Below are 20389 nucleotides of genomic sequence, written 5' to 3' on the forward strand. Positions count from 1 at the left end.
CACCGGCCTTCTTTACGCCCCTCGTGTCCCGCGCTTCGCGCGGTGAAGTTCAAAAAATCGTTCCCGACGTTCGCGAGATAAACGCCTCCCGCTAAAACTCAAATAGTTCGGGACGTAACAGCGGCAGCGGCGCCGTACCGGGCGCCCACACAGAGGTGCCCGGCCGGATCCCAACCGCATACAACAAACCCAGTTCAGTTACGCTTTCCCGGAAAGCGGTTTCGTCGCCGTACCCGGCATCGGCAAGCACAATGCCCGGTGCAACGCCGGATGCTATAGCCTCGCGAAGCTGGGCCAGCGCAATCTGTGGCTTGGTCTGAAAAACCAGTTCGTCGGGAATGCCAGCGCGACGAGCACGTTCCCGGTCGTCAATCCATTCCTTGGGGACATACAGCTGCCAGGCAATTGGCAGGCTGCCACGTTGCGTCGCGATCGACAGGCTCACGGCGATCTGGCAGTTGTCCTGTTTGCCGAGTTGCCCACAGTATTGCCGCGCTACGCCGACTGAATGCTTGCCCTTCTTCGGGAAGCCCGTGTCGTCAATAATCCAGTAATAGCCAGCCTCTTCGGCAGCGTGCAGGCCCAACGCGGGCATCACCCATTCGCGTACCCGCTGCAGGACCGCCCGGTCAGACCATTCTGCCTTGGCCACAAAATGGTGGAGTGACTGGTGTTTCGCACTCGCGTGAAGGGGGTCAATATGCGCAGCCATCGGCTCGACGCTCTTGCGTGACAACGGCATTACCAAGCCCGAACAGTAACCCTTGAGGCCGGAATGGCGATCGGCGTGCCCCAACGCCTGCGCCAGATGATTCAGATACGCGTCAAATTCGTCGACGTCTTCTTTCATCACGGTCGCCCAAAGTTTGTATTATTCAATACTACCAGGTATCACTTTGCTGCAAACATCTTTTTGTGACACAGTGGTACTAGCAGGCTGCTGAAGTACCGACGGTAACGTCATCGCGGAAGGCCCCTGAAGCGTTGATGGAAGGACCCCACTTGCCCCCTGGAGATCATGCGCGGCGCAGACACATTCACCGAGAGTTTGTTTTCCATGCACAAGCTGGACGAGTTCGTTCCGAAGTCGCATCCGTTGCGATCGATCCGCGTGATGGCGAACGAAGCGCTGGCGAAGATGGATCGACTGTTTGCAGGGATGTACGAAGCGGACATAAAGGGCGGGCGGCCGAGCATTGCGCCGGAGAAGCTGCTGCGAGCCATGCTGATCCAGGTCCTCTACAGCATCCGCTCGGAGCGACAGCTGATGGAGCAGGTGCAATACAACCTGCTTTTTCGCTGGTTCATCGGCCTGGCCATGGATGACGAGGTCTGGGTGCCGACGGTCTTCACGAAGAATCGCGAACGTCTGATCAAGCACGATGCGGTCATCGAGTTTTTCAACGAAGTTGTGGCGATCGCGGAGAAGAAGCGCCTGCTCTCGGGCGAGCACTTCAGCGTGGACGGCACACTGATCCAGGCGTGGGCCGGGCACAAGAGCTTCGTGCCCAAGAACAGTGACGATCAGGATCGCGACGGCGGCGGCGCAGGCGACTTCAAAGGCGAGAAGCGCAGCAACGAGACGCATCAGTCCACGACCGATCCCGATGCGCGGCTCTATCGCAAAGGCAAGACGGCCAGCGAATTGCGGTACATGGGCCATACGCTGACCGATAACCGGCACGGCCTGGTGGTCAACGCGCGCGTGACATACGCTGACGGACATGCCGAGCGTGAGGCGGCCAAGATCATGATCAACGATGCGCGGCAAGCGGTACAGGATGCGAGCGCAGAGATCACGTTGGGTGCAGACAAGGGTTACGACGCACAGGAATTCATCGAGGCCTGCCAGGACATGAAGGTCACACCGCACGTTGCGCAAAATACTGCGGGGCGGCGTTCGGCAGTGCCCGATACGATTGCCTCGAGCGTGGGCTACGCCATTTCGCAGCAAAAGCGCAAGCTGATCGAGCAAGGTTTCGGCTGGGCGAAAACCGTGGGGCGCATGCGCCAGGTGATGGTGCGCGGGTTGAAGAAGGTGGACCAGATGTTCGTGTTGAACATGGCCGCCTACAACCTCGTGCGCCTGCGATCCTTGGTACAGGTCCGTCCATAGTGATGGCAAACGCGGACATGAGGCCGGAAATTGGCCTCAAACCGCCAAACAAGCGTGGAATCACCGTTGAAATTGCACAATGCGATAAAACGTGTAGCGAGAACCGCGTAAGCGCAGAAAGGCTGATTCAGCCGGGGTGTATTTCAGCAGTCTGTTAAGGAAAGCGCCGTGTGCCCGAACAGCGCGGCGCTGCCGATGAAGGGATGCGGCGATGGCTTTGCTTACTCCCGTCATCGGAACCCGGGCGCAATTTAACATAAAGCGAATGATCAAATTTTTTACATGTTGTGGCTAAGTTCAAATCTATGGTCGCCCCCGTTTTTGCAACCCTGATCTTTGACTTTGTGGTTGGCTTGCCTAAATCTATCCGGCGTCGTTATGGAGATTGCTCTCCGCGCCACGATGAGAATCGCGCCTGACAAACCCTTAAATGTCCGCGGCTTCGAGAGCCATTTGAACTACCAGGTTTCTTGCCAGGCCACTGTGCCGTTCACGTCATCAAAATTTCAGTCGTCGCAAAACCAGATGGTGCTTCTGATGCTTCAAATGCCTCGCTGCTTACACCGGTACGGCAATTCCTTTGTCAAAGGAGCTTTGCTTCACGGCCAACGCCCATGCGATGCGGGCCAGCTTATTGGTTAGCGCGCACGCTACAACGTTGGAATGCCGGCGCGTCAGCAGAGTTCTGACCCAATCGGCGAGCCGCCCTGTCTGATGATCAAGGCGCTGCATGAACGCGCGTGCACACTGGACCAACAGGCGTCGAATGTTCTTGTTCCCTCGCTTGCTGATGCCAAGCAGGTTAGTCCTGCCGCCAGTACTGTACTGGCGCGGTACAAGTCCGATTGACGCGGCGAAGTCACGGCTACAGCCGTACTGCTTTCCGTCGCCCATTTCGGCGGCCAGCACACTTGCCGTAACCTGGCCAACACCCGGAATAGTTAACAGGCGCATGCCAAGCTCATCGTCGGCGAGCTGACGGCCCATCTCCTTGTCGATCTCGCCGAGCTGTTCGCTAAGGTATTTGAAGTGGGCATGCAGGCGTTCGAGGATAGCAATCAGGCGCGGCGGCAACTGATGTTCGGCTAGCACGGTCGGCAAGCGCGTGATGACTGCGTGGCCAATCGGTAGACTGATGCCGAATTCAAGCAAAAAACCGTGCATCTGGTTGACCGTCTTCGTGCGGTCGCGAATCAACGATTCGCGGACCCGATGCAGTGCCGACAGCGTTTGTTGCGATTCAGTTTTCGGCGTGACAAAGCGCATGGACGGGCGTGAAGCCGCCTCACAGATCGCTTCGGCATCCACGAAATCGTTCTTGTTGCTCTTGACAAAGGGGCGCACAAATTGCGGCGAAATGAGTTTGACCTGATGCCCGAAACCGGCCAGTTTGCGGGCCATCCAATGAGCGCCGGCGCACGCTTCCATGACCACCACGCAGGCATGAAACGTGGCAAAAAATTCGACGAGCTGCTTGCGAGTTACCTTCCTGCGAAACACGGCTTTCCCATGTTTGTCTTGCCCGTGGAGGTGGAACGAGTGCTTCCCCAGATCGACTCCAATCAGCGTGACGTTTTCCACGATAACCGCCTCCGGCGCAAAGAGAACTGACAGCATAGCCTACGCGTTAAGGTGGGGGCGACCATCTCATTATGTCCGCTTCGAGTTCATCGTAAGCTTGCCGCCCGCTGGAGATCCAGCTTCGGGAGCTTCGATGGCAGCAGCAACAGAACGGATAACGATGACGATGCGCGAGCTGGACAGATTCAAGGTCATTCAGGACGTGGTGGACGGCAAGCTCATGCCGTGGCGTGCGGCGCAACGACTCGAGCTGACGATCCGGCAGATTCGCCGGCTGGTAGCGCGGCTGCGGGAGCGCGGGCCAACTGGCCTGGTTTCTGGCCATAAGACGCGCCCAGGGAACCGCCGCCTCGATGCTGGTGTGGCCGACCGTGCACTCGCGATCATCCGGGATCGCTACGCCGATTTTGGGCCGACGCTGGCGTGCGAGAAGCTGAGGGAATGCCACGGTATCCGCCTGGCGAAGGAAACGATCAGGAAGCTCATGACGAGCGCAGGCCTGTGGATCCCGCGTCGACAGCGCCCCCGAATCGCTTCCGCCACCTGTCTCGGCGCATATCGCTGCCTGCTGGCCGTGCATGAGCCGCGACCAACTGCTCGACCGCGCGCGGCGCCTGGCCCTGCGCATTCTGCTGCGCGCCCGGCCCGAACCCGGGCCCGACGGGGTACGGCTGTACTCGCTGGTGCTGGTGGCCGGCGAGGTGCGTGCCGAGCTTGTCGCCCATGTGCGGCGCCTCGCGCGCCGCGGAACTGGCCGCCGCGCAAAGGTGGCGCTGCCACCGCTACGCGACATGCGGCAGCAGGGCGCATTGACTCATCAGAATAGCCTCTCAGGCGCACAGTACTTCCTGGACGAGCAAACCAGGCGTCGGCTTTGCGGCAAGGCGTGATTGCTATGTTTCATGATGGAGCCCATTGGGATATTCGGCGAGGAGTCGGATCGGTCGTGAGCTGGGAAACGTACGGACGAGTTCAGCAAATAGATCATTTGTACCTCGACTCTCGCGTGAGGTCTATCCAATGCGGGACGTTGGCGGCCCACGACGAACGATCAGGAATCCGATGTTGTAGACGATTGAATCGTGACCGCTGGCGTTCGAACGTCCACTCCACCGGCGATGTCGGGCATCACTCATCCCAACCGGAAGACGCGTCGAACGAGCTGTAGGCTGGCACGGCGACGCGACGCGACGCGCTGGTGACTGCTGTCGACTATGAGAAGTGGACACCTCAGAGGCTCACGCGGCATCACGTAAGCCGAGCGATGTCGCGCAATGCTCCGACAATGGAACGCATCCCTCTGATCGACCATCGTTACCTGACACTTCGAACCGCCTCTAATCCCGGGAGGCGTGCGGAAGAAATGCTGGCGAAATGGTCGCTTCCGGACAGACGGACCGAGGAGGGATCGATAGGGTAATGTGCAAAACAGGAGGCCATCATGTGCATCCCACTCTCTTCTGAGGCCACTACCGCCCTCAAGTCATTCGATCGGGTTCCGGATTCCGAGGCAGGATTGCCGCGGGCTGTCGTCGAGGAACTACTGCGCGTCGGGTTTGCTTACGAGTCGCGCAGTGGTGGTGTCGTCAACATGACGGCTGCGGGCAGACTGTGGCTGAGCCAGTGTGCCGGGTAGCCGACCCTGCTTGAGATCGGTCCTGTCTGCCCTTCGAACGTGAAGTCCGCTTTGCGACGATTGTCACGCCGAACCGGAAACATCGATGAATCATGCCCGATTGAGGCGCGTGCTGGTTGACACGAACGGCGAAGCGGTTTGCACGCTGGTCAATGAGCTGCTCGCGACGGCGAACATTGACGGTGACTCAGATCACGTGGCGCGACCGGGAATCACGTGGACCGAGCATCCCGTCAACCGCAGACTGGCCAGCGATCTCAGCGATGAGATAGGCCCACCGGCGCGAGAACGGCCCATTGCGGACCGGTACGCGCGCCCCGGTCGGGGAAAGCTGTTTTGGCGATACTGCGCACTCGACGCGAAACGACGCGTCGAACATGTCCGCCGACGTGGGGACGAGGTCGACATGGATTTCGCAACCGCGGTATTGAATCGTCCGTTGCATGGTCACCTCCGGATAGTACGATTGGGTTTAGCCGGGCAAATAGCGCTCGCAAGACCGGAATAACCCTTCAGCATGCTTGCGACCTCGATCGATCGCTTGCTTTCGGTCCGGGTATCCCTCCTTTTCAACCGAGCGGAAATGATGCGCGCCCAAAAATGTCCGCTTGCCACCACCCGGGACAATTTCGCCCCAGAATCCGAAGATCTCGGATTCGCCTGGAGGACGTCCGAAGCCGCGGTTGATGACGAATACGTCGACGTAGACGTCGAATAGACCCATCGAGAAACAGTTCATGACCGACTCCGTTCAGTATGCGACCTCGCCCCGGCGGTCTTGAACGACTCAGCCGATTGCGGACGCGGTCGTCAGGTTGATTCCGTGGTGCCGGGTGCTCCGGCGGTAGAGCGCAGCGCCGTGTTCGCCGCGACCAGCAGCCCCGCGTCGTGTGCGTGTAGAACCATGTCGACTGCGTTGAAAGCATGTAACAGATCTTTCTGACCGGACTTCGTCATCCTGCCGGCCTCCGAGATCGTCTCAGCCTCCTTTCTGAGCCGCCTGACGAGCTTGGTGGCACAGCGGCTATCGAGGGCCCCTTCGTGGACGAATCCGCAGATCTGTGTTGTCAGTGCCACCAGTGTCGCTTCGGCTGTGTTGTTGTTCGCGTGATGGACGTTGTCCCTGTGATGTTGCCTGGCCATAAAAACCCCCATCCGAGATCTGCTGTCGTTTGGGACAGGCGTGAACCGGTCGCGCAATGTTGGTGAAAAATCTCGTCCGGCTATCCTGGCCGGTTGCCATGTCAGTCTGGCGAATACTTGAACTTGGAGGAGTGCCTTCCGGGACTCACTGGTCGTATCCGGCAGTCGCATCTCCTCATCGACGATCCGAATATTGCTGAAGGGCCCGGCAACCAGATTCGGGTGGAAGCCGGAGGCTCAAAGCCCGTCGGGCAGCTTCGGTGAGGGTTAATTCCTGAAGTGCGCTCCGACCGGAATGCACCGGTCCGAAGGGTTAGAATAAGGTGGATCTGCGCGGCAGTCGGTACGGCATCGGACGGTGCGGTTATCTTGTTGCGCCGCCGCCGCCGCCGCCGCCGCCGCCGCCGCCGCCGCCGCCGCGCGTCAGCATCAGCCATGGATGCGCCCCCTATAATTTGAGATGCAGCTGGGCGGGGCGTGCGCATCAAGGCGGCACGCCGACGGGCGGCTTGGCAGTTTTTCCCGAAACCTGGAGCGATCACGCGATACGCCCTTCGGGGTCGCGGGTTCCGGTACGGATACCCTGGAGCAGGACATGACGGACGAACAGCGGTTGAGCGGGAATCACTTGCTCTCGGTCCTTCCTGCGGTCGAGTGGGAACGCCTCTCGCCGCATCTGGTGCAGGTGGACATGCCGCTGGGGCAGGTTGTCTACGAATCGGGTGACCGCCTCGCCCACGTCTATTTCCCAACGACATCGATCGTCTCCCTGCTGTACGTGATGGAAGATGGCGCATCGGGGGAAATTGCCATTGTGGGCAACGAAGGGATTGTCGGCGTCGCCATTTTCATGGGCGGCGAAACGACGCCAAGCCGCGCGGTCGTCCAGAGCGCGGGCAAGGCGTACCGTCTCGACACCCGCCTGCTCAAAGAGGAGTTTTGTCGTGGTGGTCCGATGCAGCGGCTGCTCCTGCGATATACCCAGGCGCTCATCACGCAAATGGCACAGACCGCCGTGTGCAACCGTCATCATTCGATCGATCAACAGTTGTGCCGCTGGCTGCTGTTGAGCCTCGACCGCCTTTCGTCCAACGAACTGAAAATGACCCAGGAGCTGATCGCCAACATGCTGGGCGTACGCAGACCGGGTGTCACCGAAGCGGCGATGAAGCTGCAGGAAGCCGGGTTGATCCGCTATGGCTACGGCCACATCGAGGTACTGGATCGGTCCGGGCTCGAGAAGCGCGTCTGCGAGTGTTACAGCGTGGTGAAGCGTGAATTCGACCGCTTGCTGCCCGATCTGAAGGCGCTGTGATGGGCGAGGAACGCTGCTCGACTGCTGCCAGTAGCAGAGCGTCAGCATTGCCTCTCGACAGCGGCCAGACGATCAGTTCGAGGCGGACCAGATTGGTCTCGAATTTCTGATACAGCATTGCGCGTTCCGGAGGCGGGTCGATGCCTCGACAGCCAGCCCGTGTAGATGGTGCATCGTCTGCACGGTAGCGTACCGACAGCGCCGTCAGGTACCCCCATTGTAAAGAGGCGCGCTCGAGCACCTCGTGGTGCACCGATGAAGCGTCACCCGCGAATCCCGTAGCCGGAACTTCAGTACGACGGCGCTCGAGTGCACGCCGGGTTATCTCGCGGCCTTTGTGGCAGGGCAAGCGAGTGGGTGGGGATTGCACCGCGCGGCTGAGGATTCGGGACGTGCCTTGAAAGCGCGAATCCTCCATCTGTCGTGCCACAGCATCGAGCTGGACGGCTCCCGCCCAGGGCAGAAAGAAGGTCATTTGTTCGGCAATCTACTCACATTCCTCTCCAGCGGTTTGCTTGCGCTTTCGTGGTGGCAGATTCTACTCGCCATGCTCGTCATGACGCACGTTACGATCATTGACGTGACGCTCTATCTTCATCGCTGCCGCGCGCATCGCGCGCTCGATCTTCACCCGGCCGTCCATCATTTTTTCCGGTTCTGGCTGTGGATGACGAGGGGCATATCGGGCAACGAGTGGGCAGCGGTGCACCGCAAGCATCACGCGAAGTGCGAGACGGCCGATGATCCGCATAGTCCGCAAATGCTGGGCATCCGCAAAGTCGTCTTCGAGGGATCGGAGTTGTACACCGCGGAAGCCAGGAACGAGGAGACCTTGCGCAAGTTCGGCTATGGCATGCCGAAGGACTGGCTCGAGAGACACGTCTATACGAAGTACCGGAACCTGGGCGTGAGCTTGCTGATGGTGATCGACGTCGCGCTGTTCGGCGTGGTCGGCGTGTCGGTCTGGGCGGCCCAGATGATGTGGATTCCGTTCTGGGCGGGCGGCGTCGTCAACGGCTTCGGCCATTTTCGGGGCTATCGCAACTTCGATACCGACGACGCGAGCACGAACGTGATTCCGTTCGGCATCGTGATCGGCGGCGAGGAACTGCATAACAACCACCATGCGTATCCCACGTCCGCGAAGCTGTCGAACAAATGGTACGAACTCGATGTGGGCTGGATGTATATCCGGGCCCTGGAGGTGCTGAGGCTTGCGACAATCAGGAAGGTGGCGCTGGCGCCGTACCTGATCGAAGGCAAGAGGACGGTCGATGACGCTACGCTGCGAGCGGTACTTTTCCATCGTCATGAGGTCATGGCTTCCTATGTGAGGTCAGCCGAAATCGGATGCGAGCAGGAGTTGGCGAGGGCGCGGCACCTCAGTTGTCGCCAGAAGCTTCGTCTTCGGCGCGGCGTGCGCCAGTGGCTCCGGCAGCAGGCGCAGGTGCGCCGCGGCAAGCCGGGCCAGGTGCTGCCGTTTGCCGACGCCTGAGACCACAACTCGACGCTGCGCACCTGCGTCGAACTGCGCCAGGAACTGTCGGCTATCTGGGGACGCTCCAGCGCGTCACAGGAACAGTTGCTCAAGCAGTTGCAGGCGTGGTGCCACACGGCAGAGCAGAGCGGCATTCAGGCACTCGAAGAATTCTCGCTGCGTCTGCGCCAGTACGCGCAGTAGCGGTCACACGATTGTCTTTTCCGCATCGAGGTGCCGGAATTGTCCAATGCCGTACAGAGGCGCGTGCCGATTTGCGGAATGATTGACTCATGGCAGACGCATCGGATGCCATGAAATTTTGATCAATGCCGGAACTCAATCAGGGTCGGCAGTCCGTCCTGAAAGACGGAAACGGGAAGGCCGGCGAAGCGTCGGCTTTTTCATGAAGAGTATGTGACGAATGCGCTGAAGCACGACGGCACGCAATGGCAGGGATCGTGGCTTCGAGTGCGTCGGTCTCCGTCGCGGGCTATCTTCGAGCGCGCAAAGCCAGCCTGGTACGCGCATGACGGAGTTCCAACCCGCCCGGCCTGCAAGCGGGCATGCCGCGCGCTTATTCGTAGCGTGGCTGGCGCGGCCTGGAGGGTCTTTCCTCGTCCGCTGATCCGCATCTTGAGCGCTTTCGCCGCGGTGCGTCCGATGCACTGGTCCAGGTTCCGACCAATATCCTTCGCGGTTGTAGAACTCGTGTAGCGCCACTTCGTAGCTTCGATGAACGGGTATCGAGTCGTCGTAGGCCGGGCTACGCTGGATCGTATCGCGCGTGAGCGAGGTCGACACGGCTGCTGCGAACCAGTCGACGAGTTCGATCCAGCGCGGCCCCTCTATGCGTGAGAGATTCACACGGACACGCTCGGCCCAAAAGGCGCCGTTCTATACCACCGCCAAAACGGGGTCGCATAGCTTTTCCGATCCCGGCACAGCTATGGCGTCAACGGGCCAGACGGCGCGGGATCGGGCGACGGGCCCCGCGTATTCCTGCGACGCCTACAATTGGGTCATGGGTCGGGCGATCCGTGAGGAGGCTTCCATGTCTCAGTCGATGATTGGTTTTGTTGTTGGTCTGGTGGTCCTCGCGGTCGTCGCGTTCGCACTGGTGCGCCGGTACATGGTTGACCATCCGGACGAAAGTGTGATCCAGTGGATGGACTCACATCACATGCGGTGGATGCATCGCAAGCACTAGCCGGTTCCTGTTATAAAAGCGAAAACGGCGCGTGCGGTGGGCAGCCCGCTAATGGCGCCCGCCGAGGGGAGATCGCCATGAACAGGCCGTACATCACAGTCGAAACGATCCTCGAACTGTTTCGTTCAACCGCCGATGAGCCTCCCGGCTCGCTCGCACCCGCTGGTTCCCTGCTGTGGCTGGCCGATTTCCTCGCTCGCGAGCATGCTACGATGAATGCGGGCGACGGGGACGCGCTTGTTCACGTTGGCGCCCAGCTTTGGCGAGCCCAGGCCGTACCCGAGACGTGGGATGGGGCGCCGAGAATGCGATGAGAGGACAAAGAAGTGAAACCCCGCGTGAGCGGGGTTTCAGAACGCTTCGATTAGTGGTGGCAGCGTGTTTCCCGGTGGTGATGTACCTTCACCTTGTGGCATCGATGGTGGTTATCCGCAAATGCGGAAGACATCGAACCAATCGCGACGGCGGCGATCACCAGGGAAAATATGGTCTTTTTCATGTCGTATCTCGGTTGACTTGTGGGGCATTCGTCACTGCTTGGCGTTGCGCCGCACGCTGGATTACAAGAAAAAGCCCCGGAGGGTTGGGCCGGGGCTTGGTGCCCGCCACACCTCGATCTGAGGCTGCGGGCTCTGCGGGTTGGGTCAGCGAGAAAACGGGCACTCACGCAGTAACCCCGGCGCGTTCAGGGCCCTGGAATGGCGGGTCTTCCCGTGGTGCGCCACGCCACTGCCGACTATGCCCCGCATTTTCGGGAAATGGCTCTCCCCCGCACCGAAAAGACTGACAGAGGGGGCGAATCGCGTCGGTGAGTTCCGCCGCTTCTTGATCGTGACTTTCCCCTGTCATCTGTCGGCCCGGTCAATGAGCGTTCCGGTAGTGAGTTCCACGTCGGCGAGGCCTGCGGTCGCGCTATAGGTCCAGTAGACGCCTGTTTCTACAGGGGCGCTCGATGGAGCCCATTCCAGTCGACCACGAGCATAGACACCGGGATCACGAGTCCCCGTAGCAGCGCTCAGGAAGCCGATTCGGCGGGATCCTGAGGATTCTGGCGGCACGGGTATGAGCCCGGAACACGATTTGGGCTGCCCGCCAGGGAACATCTTCGCTCTGTTTGCCCAGTGCCGTCAGACGATAGTCGCAACCGCCCGCGGCGTGGGAAGGCACCGTGGAGTCATGAAGGCAATTGCGCGATCGCTTGGCGTAACGGTGTCGACGTTCAGCGCGGGCGGGGGACAGTTGGGCACCGTGCAGCCCGGCACGCGCCTTCTATAATCTGGGTTGAAGGTTTGTGAGCCGTGCGCGTCAAGGCGACACACCGATGGGCGGTCAGGCTTCGATCGGCGGAGTACAGCGGCATGCAGGCGCTCGAAGAATTCTCGTTGCGTCTGCACCAGTAGGCGCAGTAGCGATCCGTATCGATCCCGACAAGCGTCGCGTCATCGATGATGGTCTCCGGTTCCAACAGACCTCATCATTCACGAGATTGTGTACCTGTTCCGGGGGCCGCCTTTATAGGGGGTTCGGGCGATTTCCAGAATCTGGTCGCGGTTGCGGTCGAAAGTTGCGAGCAACGAGGACTCGTCAGAAACGCTACTGGGGTTCGGCTTCGTCAGCATCGCATCGTCGACCAGAAAGACAATCTCGCGAGCTTTGTCGTTGCCCCAGAAGCACACGGAGCGTCTGGAAGCGTCGTAGATTCGACTGGGATTGGGAAAGTTGAGCACCACGCTGCCTTTTTCCATCTACTCACCGGGACGGATATATCGCCATTTGCTCGCGTTGACATTGATGCGAGCGTCCATCTCGAGCCGCTTCTGGGCGCGTTCGCTTTCTGCTTTCTCCCGTGAAGAGACGCGGGCCCTCTCCTGGATAACGTAGTCGCTGTGGCTCACAGGCGAGGTCGAGTGCATTCTGATTGGATTTGGCATACCAGTTCCAATAAAAAACTACATAATTTCCGCGCCGACGCAGCGACGGACTGTCGTCGGCAGCACCTGAAATCAGCGGCGTGATCGGGAGTTTACGAGCGTGCCGCGAATACACCCTCTCCTGCGCCCCGAGTAGCGGAGCGAGCATGACGGCGCTGCCTGGGCCCGCGCTCGTTCAGGTCACGGAATAGTGCTGAGCCGATTAGCTCATTGCAATCGGCCCTGCTCAGACATTGTTTGGAGAACTGCCTCGAGCGCTTGACACGCACAAAGCGCAAACGAAGCAAACCCGGACTGACTGTCGCACGAAATTTGTCGCCACGATATTCGATGGCGGCATCGTTGTGGTGTACTTTCTGGGGAGTCTGACGACCGAAGTAATCTCAGGGCGTCGATGTCGAACTGGCGGCGGCAGCACATTGCACGTAAGAAGGATGCGCCTTTTCTCAACGCGATGCAAGTGAGATCGCGAAAACGCTGTTTCAGTTGCCTCTCGCCATGCTCCTTGATAGGAGGAGTTCGTGTTCCGGCTACGGCGGCTATAGGCGTGATCGTGACGAAGCAGGAAGGACTTGAACCGCCGTCGCACCCAGCAGAGACGCGGACTCAAGGCGTTTTGTTGCGTATTCAATGTCATCGAGCAAGCCGAGTAGCCGGGTCACCCGTAGCGCCCCTGATGGAATCAGATGTTGTTCTTTCGCTAGCTCGGCAACGCGGCGTCGCCAGTACGAGAGCGCGATGAAATTGCCGCGCGCTAGTAGTGAAACGATCAGTTCCAGATGCGCCAGGTCTCTCTCGAATTGCTGATGCTGCATTTCACCCTCGCCGAGGCCTGTTGATGCCATCGGCGCGAGTGTATCCGAACCGGCATTTGTTGTCCGCACGCTAGCGTACCGAGGCGCTGCCCGAAGATCGACGTACCGGTATACGGGATCTTTCGGTGATCTGCGGTGGCAGACATGGCAATAGTCCGATGGCGTACAGACGTGCTTCCCGAATGGTTGAACGATGAAGCTTTGGTACGCGCATCAATGCGCGAAACCGGCCTTGGCGTTTGAGATGTTCTATCGCCGAAGTCGGTGGGCAAAAGGAGCATGAAATGAGGACTAACCGTGTGAACGCGGACGTGCTGGCAGAATGCAGAAGGCTGGCGTTCGACGTTAGCAACGCAGCGGACGACGGCATGCGCAATGCGCCGGAAGACGGACCTTTGCGTGAGGTGGCCGGCCAGCAACGCAGCGATACGCGGGATCGGAGGCAAAGGAAGGACCCGGGAAGGTTGGGGGCCGTGACGAACATGATGGATTCATGAGCGGCGTCTGATCCCAGGCCGAGCAGGCGATCCGTCGCAATGACGAAAGCGGAAAGGCCGGAGGTGCTTGGGCATTTTCGTGGAGAACAACTAAAGAATGACGGCATGCGATGACAGCACGCACTGACCGGTGGCGGGATTGCCGTCGGCAGGCGAAGCGTCAGCGCATAAGCGCGGTGGAGACCACTGATAACTTGTCAGCATCACTCACGAGGAGTTCGCAAAGATGACGCAATGCTATGCGGGAAGGTCACACGATGACGCAGTGGCCGCACGCGCGGGACAGCGGCAGGCAGCGCAGGAGCAGGCTGGCGGCGACATGGCGATAGCCGGAACTGAAGCGGACGCGCAACACAGTTGCGGCGAACTGACGGCGCTCGGCAAGGCAGTCTGGCGCCAGGGAAGCGGAATCGACGGTGGCGGCATGGTGCTTGTGCCGGTGCGACGCCAGCGTTGACGCGACGTTCTTCCGCGCAGAAGTACTTCGCCGACTTCGCCGTGTCGCCCGGCGATTCGGCGACCGAATCAACCACGCTCCAGAAGGCGATTGCTCTCGCGCTTGACCACCTTGTAGCACTCGCAAACCGGCGCCTCGAGTGCGCGGCGGTTCAGTACTTCGATGAGTCCGCGCGTATGGCGAATAACACCTTCGTCCGGTAGTTTCCGCGTCGTGTCCCTGTCACGCCAGTTCGACGCACGCCGGGCATGTTGGCAATCCGTTCCTGAGTCATTCTGACGTCACTCGAGTCCAGCCGGTCGAGGCTCAACAACAGCCAGCGGCAGAACTGCTGCGAAATCGGGTGATGCCGGTTGCAGACGGCCGTCTGCGCCATCTGCGTGATGAGCGCTTGCGTGTAGCGCAGGAAAAGGCACTGTACCGCACCACCACGGGCAAACTCGTCTTTTACGATCTCTCCGCTCAGGCGGAAGGCTTCACCCGCGCTTTGCACGATGGCCCGGTTTGGCATGGTTTCGCCGCCCATGAAAAGTGCAACTCCGAGCAGGCCATCGTTACCAACCACGGCGATTCCTGCCGATGCGCCGTTTTCCATGTGCCAGCCAGCGGGCGTGCAAGACACTTACTCGTAACGTCGCCTGTACCTGTCCGGGGAGTCGGCATCCGGATCGCCGGTGAGGCGGCGGGGCAGTTGTTCAGTTTCCGACCAATATCCTTCGCGGTTGTAGAACTCGTGTAGCGCCACCTCGTAGCTTCGATGAACGGGTACCGAGTCGTCGTAGGCCGGGCTACGCTGGATCGCATCGCGCGTGAGCGAGGTCGACACGGTTGCAGCGAACCAGTCGACCAGTTCGATCCAGCGCGTGGCGATCAGGACTTCCTTTCCGCCGGGCCACCAGTTGCGCGTATCGACCTTCAGGTAGCGCAGGACCCACGCCCGATCGTCGAAGATGAAACCCGAAACGTGTCCGATGGTTCCGTCTATCGTCTCGATGTGGTAGCCCCTGACCTCGTCGGTGCTGCGTAAATGGACGTCCGGTAACGCCCGGTTGGTGTGCAGGGTGGGGCGTGCCGGGGCGGGCGCCGTGAACTCCGGCGCAACGGTATCGAACGCGGGCCAGGCGCCCATGCCCCACAGATTCGGCCCGCCCCAATAGGTCGGATAGCTGTAGTAATGCAGGTACTCGATTTCGTGTTGACGCGATACCGGCCTGTGCGTGTCGAGCGTCGGACTGTCACGTACCTGCTGCCGCGTGAGATTCACATGAACCGTGTTCGATGACCAGTCCACGTGCTTGAGCGAGTATGGAGAAACGAGCACCTGTCTGTCATGGAGCCAGTCTCCGGTGTCGACCACCAGGTAACGAATGCCCCATGCCTCGTCGTCGAAATAAACCTGATTGATGCTGCCGATGTCGCCGTCCGAGGCACGTACGGTGCATCCGTGCAGATCCTTTATGCTTCGCAACATGACGCCTCCATGATGTCGAAGCCGGCACCTCGATGGCATTCGACGCACCGGCCGCGAGGGTCAAGTCAATTAGAGTGAATTGAGCCGCGTGACCTTCGTTCCTTCGAGGGACGCGCCGGCCATCAGCCCGTTGTTCGTCAGCACGAACGCATCGACCTGACCGGTCGCGGTGCTCGTGTCGACGTTGCCGTTCGCGCCGATCTTCAGGATGGCGACCGATGCGTCTGCGCCCGCGGACCAGCCATCGGTGCTGCGGAACCGCCTGAGCGAGTCGTCGGTCATGAACAGAATGATGATTGCACGCGACTGGGCGCCGATCTGCCAGCCGAGCGATCCGGTCGTAGTGCTGTAGTAGTCGACGGTATGACCGCTTACGCGCAGAGATCCTTCGCCGTACTGCCCTCCAACCACGAGGCCCGCATCGATCACGGACGGGAATATCAGCACGCCCCGCGCTTTGGAAACCAGTTCACGTGAGCCCTTTGCGTCGACATAAAGACGCGACAGGGTCGAGTCGACGCCTGCGTCGATCGTGTGGCGTTTGTCCATCTGCTCGCCGCTGGCGTTCGACGGGCTGGTTGTGGTGCAGCCGGAACCGGCCAGTGCGAGCGCGAGGGCGAAGCCCGGCAAGCTCCACATCAATGTTCGTCTGGGCATGATCCTCTCCTGGGTATGGGACGATGCCTCTGACGCTACGCCCGATTGAATGCCGATGCGGTACGACACCGTACAAATTCGTTCTCCGATGTGCCGCGTCACGTGCCGGAACATTCGCGCTACACGTCTTGATGTCGGACGCACGAAAGTCCTGCACCGTACAGACGCGCATCGGCATCGACAGCAAAATGCGTAATCACACGAGAGACTTCTCTCGGGTCAGCGCGGAGACGACTGTGCACTATCCCCTGTATGTTCAACGACGTGACGGGCAAGGCTATCGCGGCGTGTTCGCGGATTTTCCATGGGTCGAAGTGGAAGGGCGCACGTTTGACGATCTGGCGGAAAACGCCGAACGTCTTGTGCAACGCATGTATCACCGCAGCGAGCACATCCTTCCCGCTCCGACCAGCGACATGTCGGCACTGCAGGCGCTCGATATGGACGATGGAGAAGGCCTGTGGATGTTCGTCGATATCGACTTGACGAACGTCCAGTCGAACTCCGTGTTCTTGCAGATTTCCCTTCGCAGGAGCGTGCTGCAGGAGATCGACCTTGCTGCGCAACAGCGCCATATCGGCAGGTCGGCTTACATCGCACTAGCCTGTTTTCATGAACTGGCGCACGCGGGCGATGCAGGAGCGCTTCGGCGCTTTTAAAAAGTTCGCGGGTCTGGCCCAGCGAAGGCGTAGCCAGGGCGCATTGTCTATCTATCGGGATCCGACCTCATGGGAGGGCGAAATGAGCCAGACGCTAATGGGTTATTCGGTGGGCTTTGCAGCTGCGGTATTCGTCGCGATCTATCTGATGTTGCGGTACTGGGCCGTGCATCGGCATCAAGTGACGAAACATCAAGATGAAGACCTTGCCGGTGTCCGAAAAGCTCAACAGCCATCACTGAGTGCTCACGCGCAGCACCCGTCGATGGATGTGGACTGAGACGGAGAGAACATGACATCCGCGCCGTGGGGAATTATCGCCGGAATGGCATTGATGATCGGCTTCGCGTTGTATCGGCGCGGCCATCGGGCAGACCCTCGGCCGCGCCCCGACCCGACATCATGAACACGTTCATCGCTTGCGCAGACAATTCAAGGAGGTCGTATGTCGCTCCCCCTCGATGCACGAAAACCCGCTCAGGATAGACGCGTGGAGTATGGGCGTGCCGACGAAGCACGCGAGAAGAAACGCAGCGAAGACGCCACTGCAATCGATCCCGCGGCGACGAAATGGCGTTACCGGCCTTCGCAGGGTACTGCGAAAACGCGGCCATAGACGAAGCATCTCACGCAAGCGGTGCCCGCGCTGGCGCCCGCAGAGTTGATGTGCACGTCAGAAAGCCAGCGCTGGGCTCGTCCTCTCGATCGCACACCTTTCTGCCGTGGCGCAGTGTCGAGGAAAAGGAACGTCCGGGGTCTGCTGTCTTTACCGGTAGAGGGGGCTGTGAAAGAAACGCTCGCGCGATGGGCGGACACTTCTCATAAAAAAAAAGCATTTCAGATCCCGGGTAATTTTCTCCGCAACTCGACGCAGATATGGGGCGCTTCGCCGGCATCGCAGCTTGGTTGATTCTTGTCACGCCACTGATAACTGCAAAGCTGCCCTCGACGGCTTTGTCGATGTTGTGTTCGCTCTTGCCGTTGTGGGTTGGCTGCTAACCGGGATTGCGGGTACGAACGATTTCTGCGGCGGGTAGATTCCCGCCGCAGTGGGTGGCCCGGGTCGACCTTGTTGGGATAGGCGTCTGTGACGAGATCGTGATCCGTCAGGACTTTTTGATAGCTTCCTTTGCGTCGCCCAGGCTCTTTCTCGCCTGGCCGGCCGCTTGCTGGATATCGCCTTTGACTTCCTGTTTCGTGTTGCCCGTGATCCGGCCAATGGTTTCATTCGCCTTGCCCTTTACCTTCTCTGCAGTTCCCTTGACTTGATCCTTGTTCATGGTGAATCTCCAATGACAATTGATGCTCGAGAGGGCAATCCGGCACGACACGACGAGGCGAGGTTGTCCTCTATCTCCTAGTCGCGGTGTTCCTGGTAGTCGCCTCCGCCATGGTAGTCGCCCCCGCCATGGTGGTCGTTGTCATCTCGGACGGGAAAGAAGCATGCGCTCAGGCTGGTAATCAGTGACAGCAGGATCAGTGCCCATATCAGTGCTCGACTTTTCATGTCCGTTCCTTTCTGTATGATTCGCGCAGGCATCCGCGTTATCCCACCTTGTACGGCGTAGATCCACGCTTCCGTTCACGCAGTTTGCGTGTGTTCAGGTATCCTTAAGTTTGAGTTGCCTGAATGTGTCGGGGCGACTACAGCCACAGCGACATGACTATTCCCGGTGCGATCGTCTCGGCCATGTCGCGACAGGTGTCTCGTCGCATCTTTGCGCAGAATGCCTGAAAATTGGACCGAACTCAGTACGGCACCGTACCGGTTCAAAGCGCTAACTTGACGTTACCTGCTCACTCAATATACGCACATCGCAACCGGTGCCGCGCGCGAGTCTTGCGAGCCACCGAGGCCGCCTTGCCGGCGCGTGGGTGTAGCGCCACGCGATTCAACGCTTGGGCCCTCTCATACCTTCGGTCTCCATGGCCGCATTCCGCTCCTCGCTGGCCTCGATGGGTTCCATGGCTTCATCGATGGAAGCTGCCGCGCGCTCCGTGGCTGCCTTTGCTTCGTCGACGGTGGCGCCAGATTCGCCGTCTTCGTTGCGCGGGGGGGTAAGCATATCTGCAAGCATGGAATCAAGCTCCGGGGTGTCCCACGGAGCGCCCTGCCTGGTTTTACTTCTTATGTAATGCCTGATTTCCGCGTCTTGATCTGGAGTCAGGGGAAGAGCGCGAAAAGTGTTTTGGGGATTGGCGTCGGTCATGGTAGTGCTCTCTGAGTTGGTGCTATTTCGCGTGTAGAGCCTTTTCAGCTGGACGACGTCAATTTCCGCTCCGTGAGTCGGCCGGCGCTTCGCACATCAATATTTCATCGCACTCCGACATATTGATGATCTATTGAATAGTTCTCCGGGTCGCGAAGTGGCGTGGTTTCGGCATCGGTTTCGTCCCGCCGCTTACCGGCATTGGCATTGTGCAAGATATTCAGGCATAGAATCACGGTGCGCGCGAGTTCGAATGAAGTCGGTACGGTGCCGTACCGCGTTTCAGGGCAAAGGGCTTTGCCTTTTCGCTCTCGAGGGCATCGGCCTTTTAAGCCGGTGCCAGCCGGGACAATGGCCGTAAAAAGGCAGGTGTCGCTTTTCCTTGGCAGCAACCGGCCAGAGAGGCGTTGCACGTACGGTGTCGGACCGACAGCACGGTCTTTTCGATGCAGGATACAGGTGGCTTCGGAGCGTGGTGGTGTGGGTATCCGCCAGTCCTGCCTGGCTAGCTATGCCGGCTTGCCACATCAGTTCTCAGGGGGTATCAAAATGACACAGATTCGTACCATCTTTGCCCGTGCGGTCATACCGGTAGTGACGGTTCTTATGCTCGGATGTGGTGACATGTCTCACAGGAGTACGGACACCGTGGTCGGCGCCGGAGTCGGCGCCGTTGGGGGGGCCGTCCTGACGGGCGGTAGCGCATTGGGCACGGTCGGTGGCGCGGCCGTTGGCGGCGTCATTGGCAATCAGGTCGGAAAGTAATCCCGGTTCCGACTGTGCGGATCGGCGCGCAGATTCTGTTCGCCGAATTCTCCGCTGGGCGTAGACCGCACGGCACACCGTGCCAGCACGCTACCACGTCAAGGAACACGCATGGCTGTGGGCGGTTTCTGGCGCAGGCTAAATCGACGCCCGTCGGAGCGCGTTGGGTACGCTGACGTACGGCGTCAGGGCAGTCTCCAGCGTCGTGTCGTGAACGGCCTCGAGCGAAGCGCAGCCCGCGCTACATCGTACTCGTTTCAGGGTTGTCCCAAGGAGGATGTCATGCAAATGCTCACAAGCGCAGGTCCGCTGGTTTCGTTGATTGCGGGGATCCTGATTCTCGTTGTTCCACGCCTGCTGAACTACATCGTTGCGATCTACCTGATTGTCATCGGACTGCTTGGACTTTTCGGCAGCCATATTCGCTGACTCATGCATTGGCGGCGTCA

The 20389-nt window shown here is 59.8% G+C and carries 20 protein-coding genes and 4 pseudogenes; 11 read left to right on the plus strand and 13 right to left on the minus strand.

What is annotated here, in order from left to right:
* Positions 1 to 121: 121 nt before the first annotated feature.
* Positions 122 to 850, minus strand: a pseudogene (locus L5014_RS24575) (IS701 family transposase); the annotation flags it as partial.
* 168 nt (positions 851 to 1018) lie between these two features.
* Here L5014_RS24575 and L5014_RS24580 point away from each other — a divergent pair.
* Positions 1019 to 2116, plus strand: coding sequence for an IS5 family transposase (locus tag L5014_RS24580; RefSeq protein ID WP_238466443.1), 1098 nt, complete (start codon positions 1019 to 1021; stop codon positions 2114 to 2116).
* A 558-nt stretch (positions 2117 to 2674) separates the two neighbouring features.
* On the opposite strand, the gene L5014_RS24585 is transcribed toward L5014_RS24580, so the two are convergent.
* Positions 2675 to 3697, minus strand: coding sequence for an IS110 family RNA-guided transposase (locus tag L5014_RS24585; RefSeq protein WP_238466536.1), 1023 nt, complete (start codon positions 3695 to 3697; stop codon positions 2675 to 2677).
* Between the two features lie 160 nt (positions 3698 to 3857).
* Between L5014_RS24585 and L5014_RS24590 the strand changes: the two are divergent.
* Positions 3858 to 4223, plus strand: a pseudogene (locus tag L5014_RS24590) (helix-turn-helix domain-containing protein); the annotation flags it as partial.
* Between the two features lie 52 nt (positions 4224 to 4275).
* Positions 4276 to 4587, plus strand: a complete 312-nt coding sequence (locus L5014_RS24595) for a hypothetical protein (protein ID WP_238466541.1) — start codon at positions 4276 to 4278, stop codon at positions 4585 to 4587.
* 933 nt (positions 4588 to 5520) lie between these two features.
* Here L5014_RS24595 and L5014_RS24600 read toward each other — a convergent pair.
* From L5014_RS24600 to L5014_RS24610, 3 genes are all read right to left on the minus strand, one after another.
* Positions 5521 to 5778, minus strand: a complete 258-nt coding sequence (locus L5014_RS24600; protein WP_213309025.1) for a hypothetical protein — start codon at positions 5776 to 5778, stop codon at positions 5521 to 5523.
* 27 nt (positions 5779 to 5805) lie between these two features.
* Positions 5806 to 6072 carry a hypothetical protein gene (locus L5014_RS24605; protein ID WP_238466444.1) on the minus strand — a complete coding sequence of 89 codons (267 nt, stop codon included), beginning with the start codon at positions 6070 to 6072 and terminating at the stop codon, positions 5806 to 5808.
* A 71-nt stretch (positions 6073 to 6143) separates the two neighbouring features.
* Positions 6144 to 6476: a hypothetical protein gene (locus L5014_RS24610; protein WP_238466445.1), complete on the minus strand. Its 333-nt coding sequence runs from the start codon at positions 6474 to 6476 to the stop codon at positions 6144 to 6146.
* Positions 6477 to 7071: 595 nt separating this feature from the next.
* Here L5014_RS24610 and L5014_RS24615 point away from each other — a divergent pair.
* The 3 genes and pseudogenes from L5014_RS24615 to L5014_RS24630 all read left to right on the plus strand — a co-directional run bounded on the left by L5014_RS24615 (position 7072) and on the right by L5014_RS24630 (position 10478).
* Entirely contained in the window at positions 7072 to 7791 is a 720-nt protein-coding gene (locus L5014_RS24615; protein ID WP_238466446.1) for a Crp/Fnr family transcriptional regulator, read from the plus strand.
* Between the two features lie 475 nt (positions 7792 to 8266).
* A pseudogene (locus tag L5014_RS24620) lies at positions 8267 to 9472 on the plus strand (DesA family fatty acid desaturase).
* 583 nt (positions 9473 to 10055) lie between these two features.
* On the plus strand, positions 10056 to 10478 hold the full coding sequence (locus L5014_RS24630; protein WP_238466542.1) for a hypothetical protein: 423 nt from the start codon (positions 10056 to 10058) through the stop codon (positions 10476 to 10478).
* A 364-nt stretch (positions 10479 to 10842) separates the two neighbouring features.
* On the opposite strand, the gene L5014_RS38670 is transcribed toward L5014_RS24630, so the two are convergent.
* The 3 genes from L5014_RS38670 to L5014_RS24640 form a co-directional block, all read right to left on the minus strand.
* Complete coding sequence (locus tag L5014_RS38670; RefSeq protein ID WP_274389498.1) at positions 10843 to 10977, minus strand: hypothetical protein; 135 nt, start codon at positions 10975 to 10977, stop codon at positions 10843 to 10845.
* A gap of 979 nt (positions 10978 to 11956) precedes the next feature.
* Positions 11957 to 12223 carry a DUF1488 family protein gene (locus tag L5014_RS24635; protein ID WP_238466447.1) on the minus strand — a complete coding sequence of 89 codons (267 nt, stop codon included), beginning with the start codon at positions 12221 to 12223 and terminating at the stop codon, positions 11957 to 11959.
* A gap of 725 nt (positions 12224 to 12948) precedes the next feature.
* Positions 12949 to 13254: a hypothetical protein gene (locus tag L5014_RS24640; RefSeq protein WP_238466448.1), complete on the minus strand. Its 306-nt coding sequence runs from the start codon at positions 13252 to 13254 to the stop codon at positions 12949 to 12951.
* 693 nt (positions 13255 to 13947) lie between these two features.
* Here L5014_RS24640 and L5014_RS24645 point away from each other — a divergent pair.
* Positions 13948 to 14178, plus strand: a complete 231-nt coding sequence (locus L5014_RS24645) for a hypothetical protein (protein ID WP_175198212.1) — start codon at positions 13948 to 13950, stop codon at positions 14176 to 14178.
* A 68-nt stretch (positions 14179 to 14246) separates the two neighbouring features.
* Here L5014_RS24645 and L5014_RS24650 read toward each other — a convergent pair.
* From L5014_RS24650 to L5014_RS24660, 3 genes and pseudogenes are all read right to left on the minus strand, one after another.
* Positions 14247 to 14773 (minus strand): annotated as a pseudogene (locus L5014_RS24650) (Crp/Fnr family transcriptional regulator); the annotation flags it as partial.
* Positions 14774 to 14800: 27 nt separating this feature from the next.
* On the minus strand, positions 14801 to 15649 hold the full coding sequence (locus L5014_RS24655) for a PRC-barrel domain-containing protein (protein WP_238466449.1): 849 nt from the start codon (positions 15647 to 15649) through the stop codon (positions 14801 to 14803).
* Positions 15650 to 15718: 69 nt separating this feature from the next.
* Positions 15719 to 16306, minus strand: coding sequence for a BPSL1445 family SYLF domain-containing lipoprotein (locus L5014_RS24660; RefSeq protein WP_238466450.1), 588 nt, complete (start codon positions 16304 to 16306; stop codon positions 15719 to 15721).
* Between the two features lie 131 nt (positions 16307 to 16437).
* On the opposite strand from L5014_RS24660, the gene L5014_RS24665 reads away from it, so the two are divergent.
* Together L5014_RS24665 and L5014_RS24670 are read left to right on the plus strand one after the other, a co-directional pair.
* A complete protein-coding gene (locus L5014_RS24665) occupies positions 16438 to 16965 on the plus strand; it encodes a type II toxin-antitoxin system HicB family antitoxin (RefSeq protein ID WP_238466537.1) in 528 nt (175 codons plus the stop codon).
* Positions 16966 to 17047: 82 nt separating this feature from the next.
* Positions 17048 to 17245, plus strand: coding sequence for a hypothetical protein (locus L5014_RS24670; protein ID WP_238466451.1), 198 nt, complete (start codon positions 17048 to 17050; stop codon positions 17243 to 17245).
* An 826-nt stretch (positions 17246 to 18071) separates the two neighbouring features.
* Here L5014_RS24670 and L5014_RS24675 read toward each other — a convergent pair.
* Both L5014_RS24675 and L5014_RS24680 read right to left on the minus strand, forming a co-directional pair.
* Positions 18072 to 18245: a CsbD family protein gene (locus L5014_RS24675; RefSeq protein ID WP_213309015.1), complete on the minus strand. Its 174-nt coding sequence runs from the start codon at positions 18243 to 18245 to the stop codon at positions 18072 to 18074.
* 612 nt (positions 18246 to 18857) lie between these two features.
* Complete coding sequence (locus L5014_RS24680; RefSeq protein ID WP_213309014.1) at positions 18858 to 19175, minus strand: hypothetical protein; 318 nt, start codon at positions 19173 to 19175, stop codon at positions 18858 to 18860.
* A gap of 624 nt (positions 19176 to 19799) precedes the next feature.
* Between L5014_RS24680 and L5014_RS39030 the strand changes: the two genes are divergently transcribed.
* Together L5014_RS39030 and L5014_RS24685 are read left to right on the plus strand one after the other, a co-directional pair.
* Entirely contained in the window at positions 19800 to 19940 is a 141-nt protein-coding gene (locus L5014_RS39030) for a glycine zipper 2TM domain-containing protein (RefSeq protein WP_175198219.1), read from the plus strand.
* A 282-nt stretch (positions 19941 to 20222) separates the two neighbouring features.
* Positions 20223 to 20369 carry a DUF3096 domain-containing protein gene (locus tag L5014_RS24685; protein ID WP_175198220.1) on the plus strand — a complete coding sequence of 49 codons (147 nt, stop codon included), beginning with the start codon at positions 20223 to 20225 and terminating at the stop codon, positions 20367 to 20369.
* Positions 20370 to 20389: the final 20 nt, after the last annotated feature.

It is taken from the genome of Paraburkholderia tagetis (assembly GCF_022213065.1).
Taxonomy (GTDB): domain Bacteria; phylum Pseudomonadota; class Gammaproteobacteria; order Burkholderiales; family Burkholderiaceae; genus Paraburkholderia; species Paraburkholderia tagetis.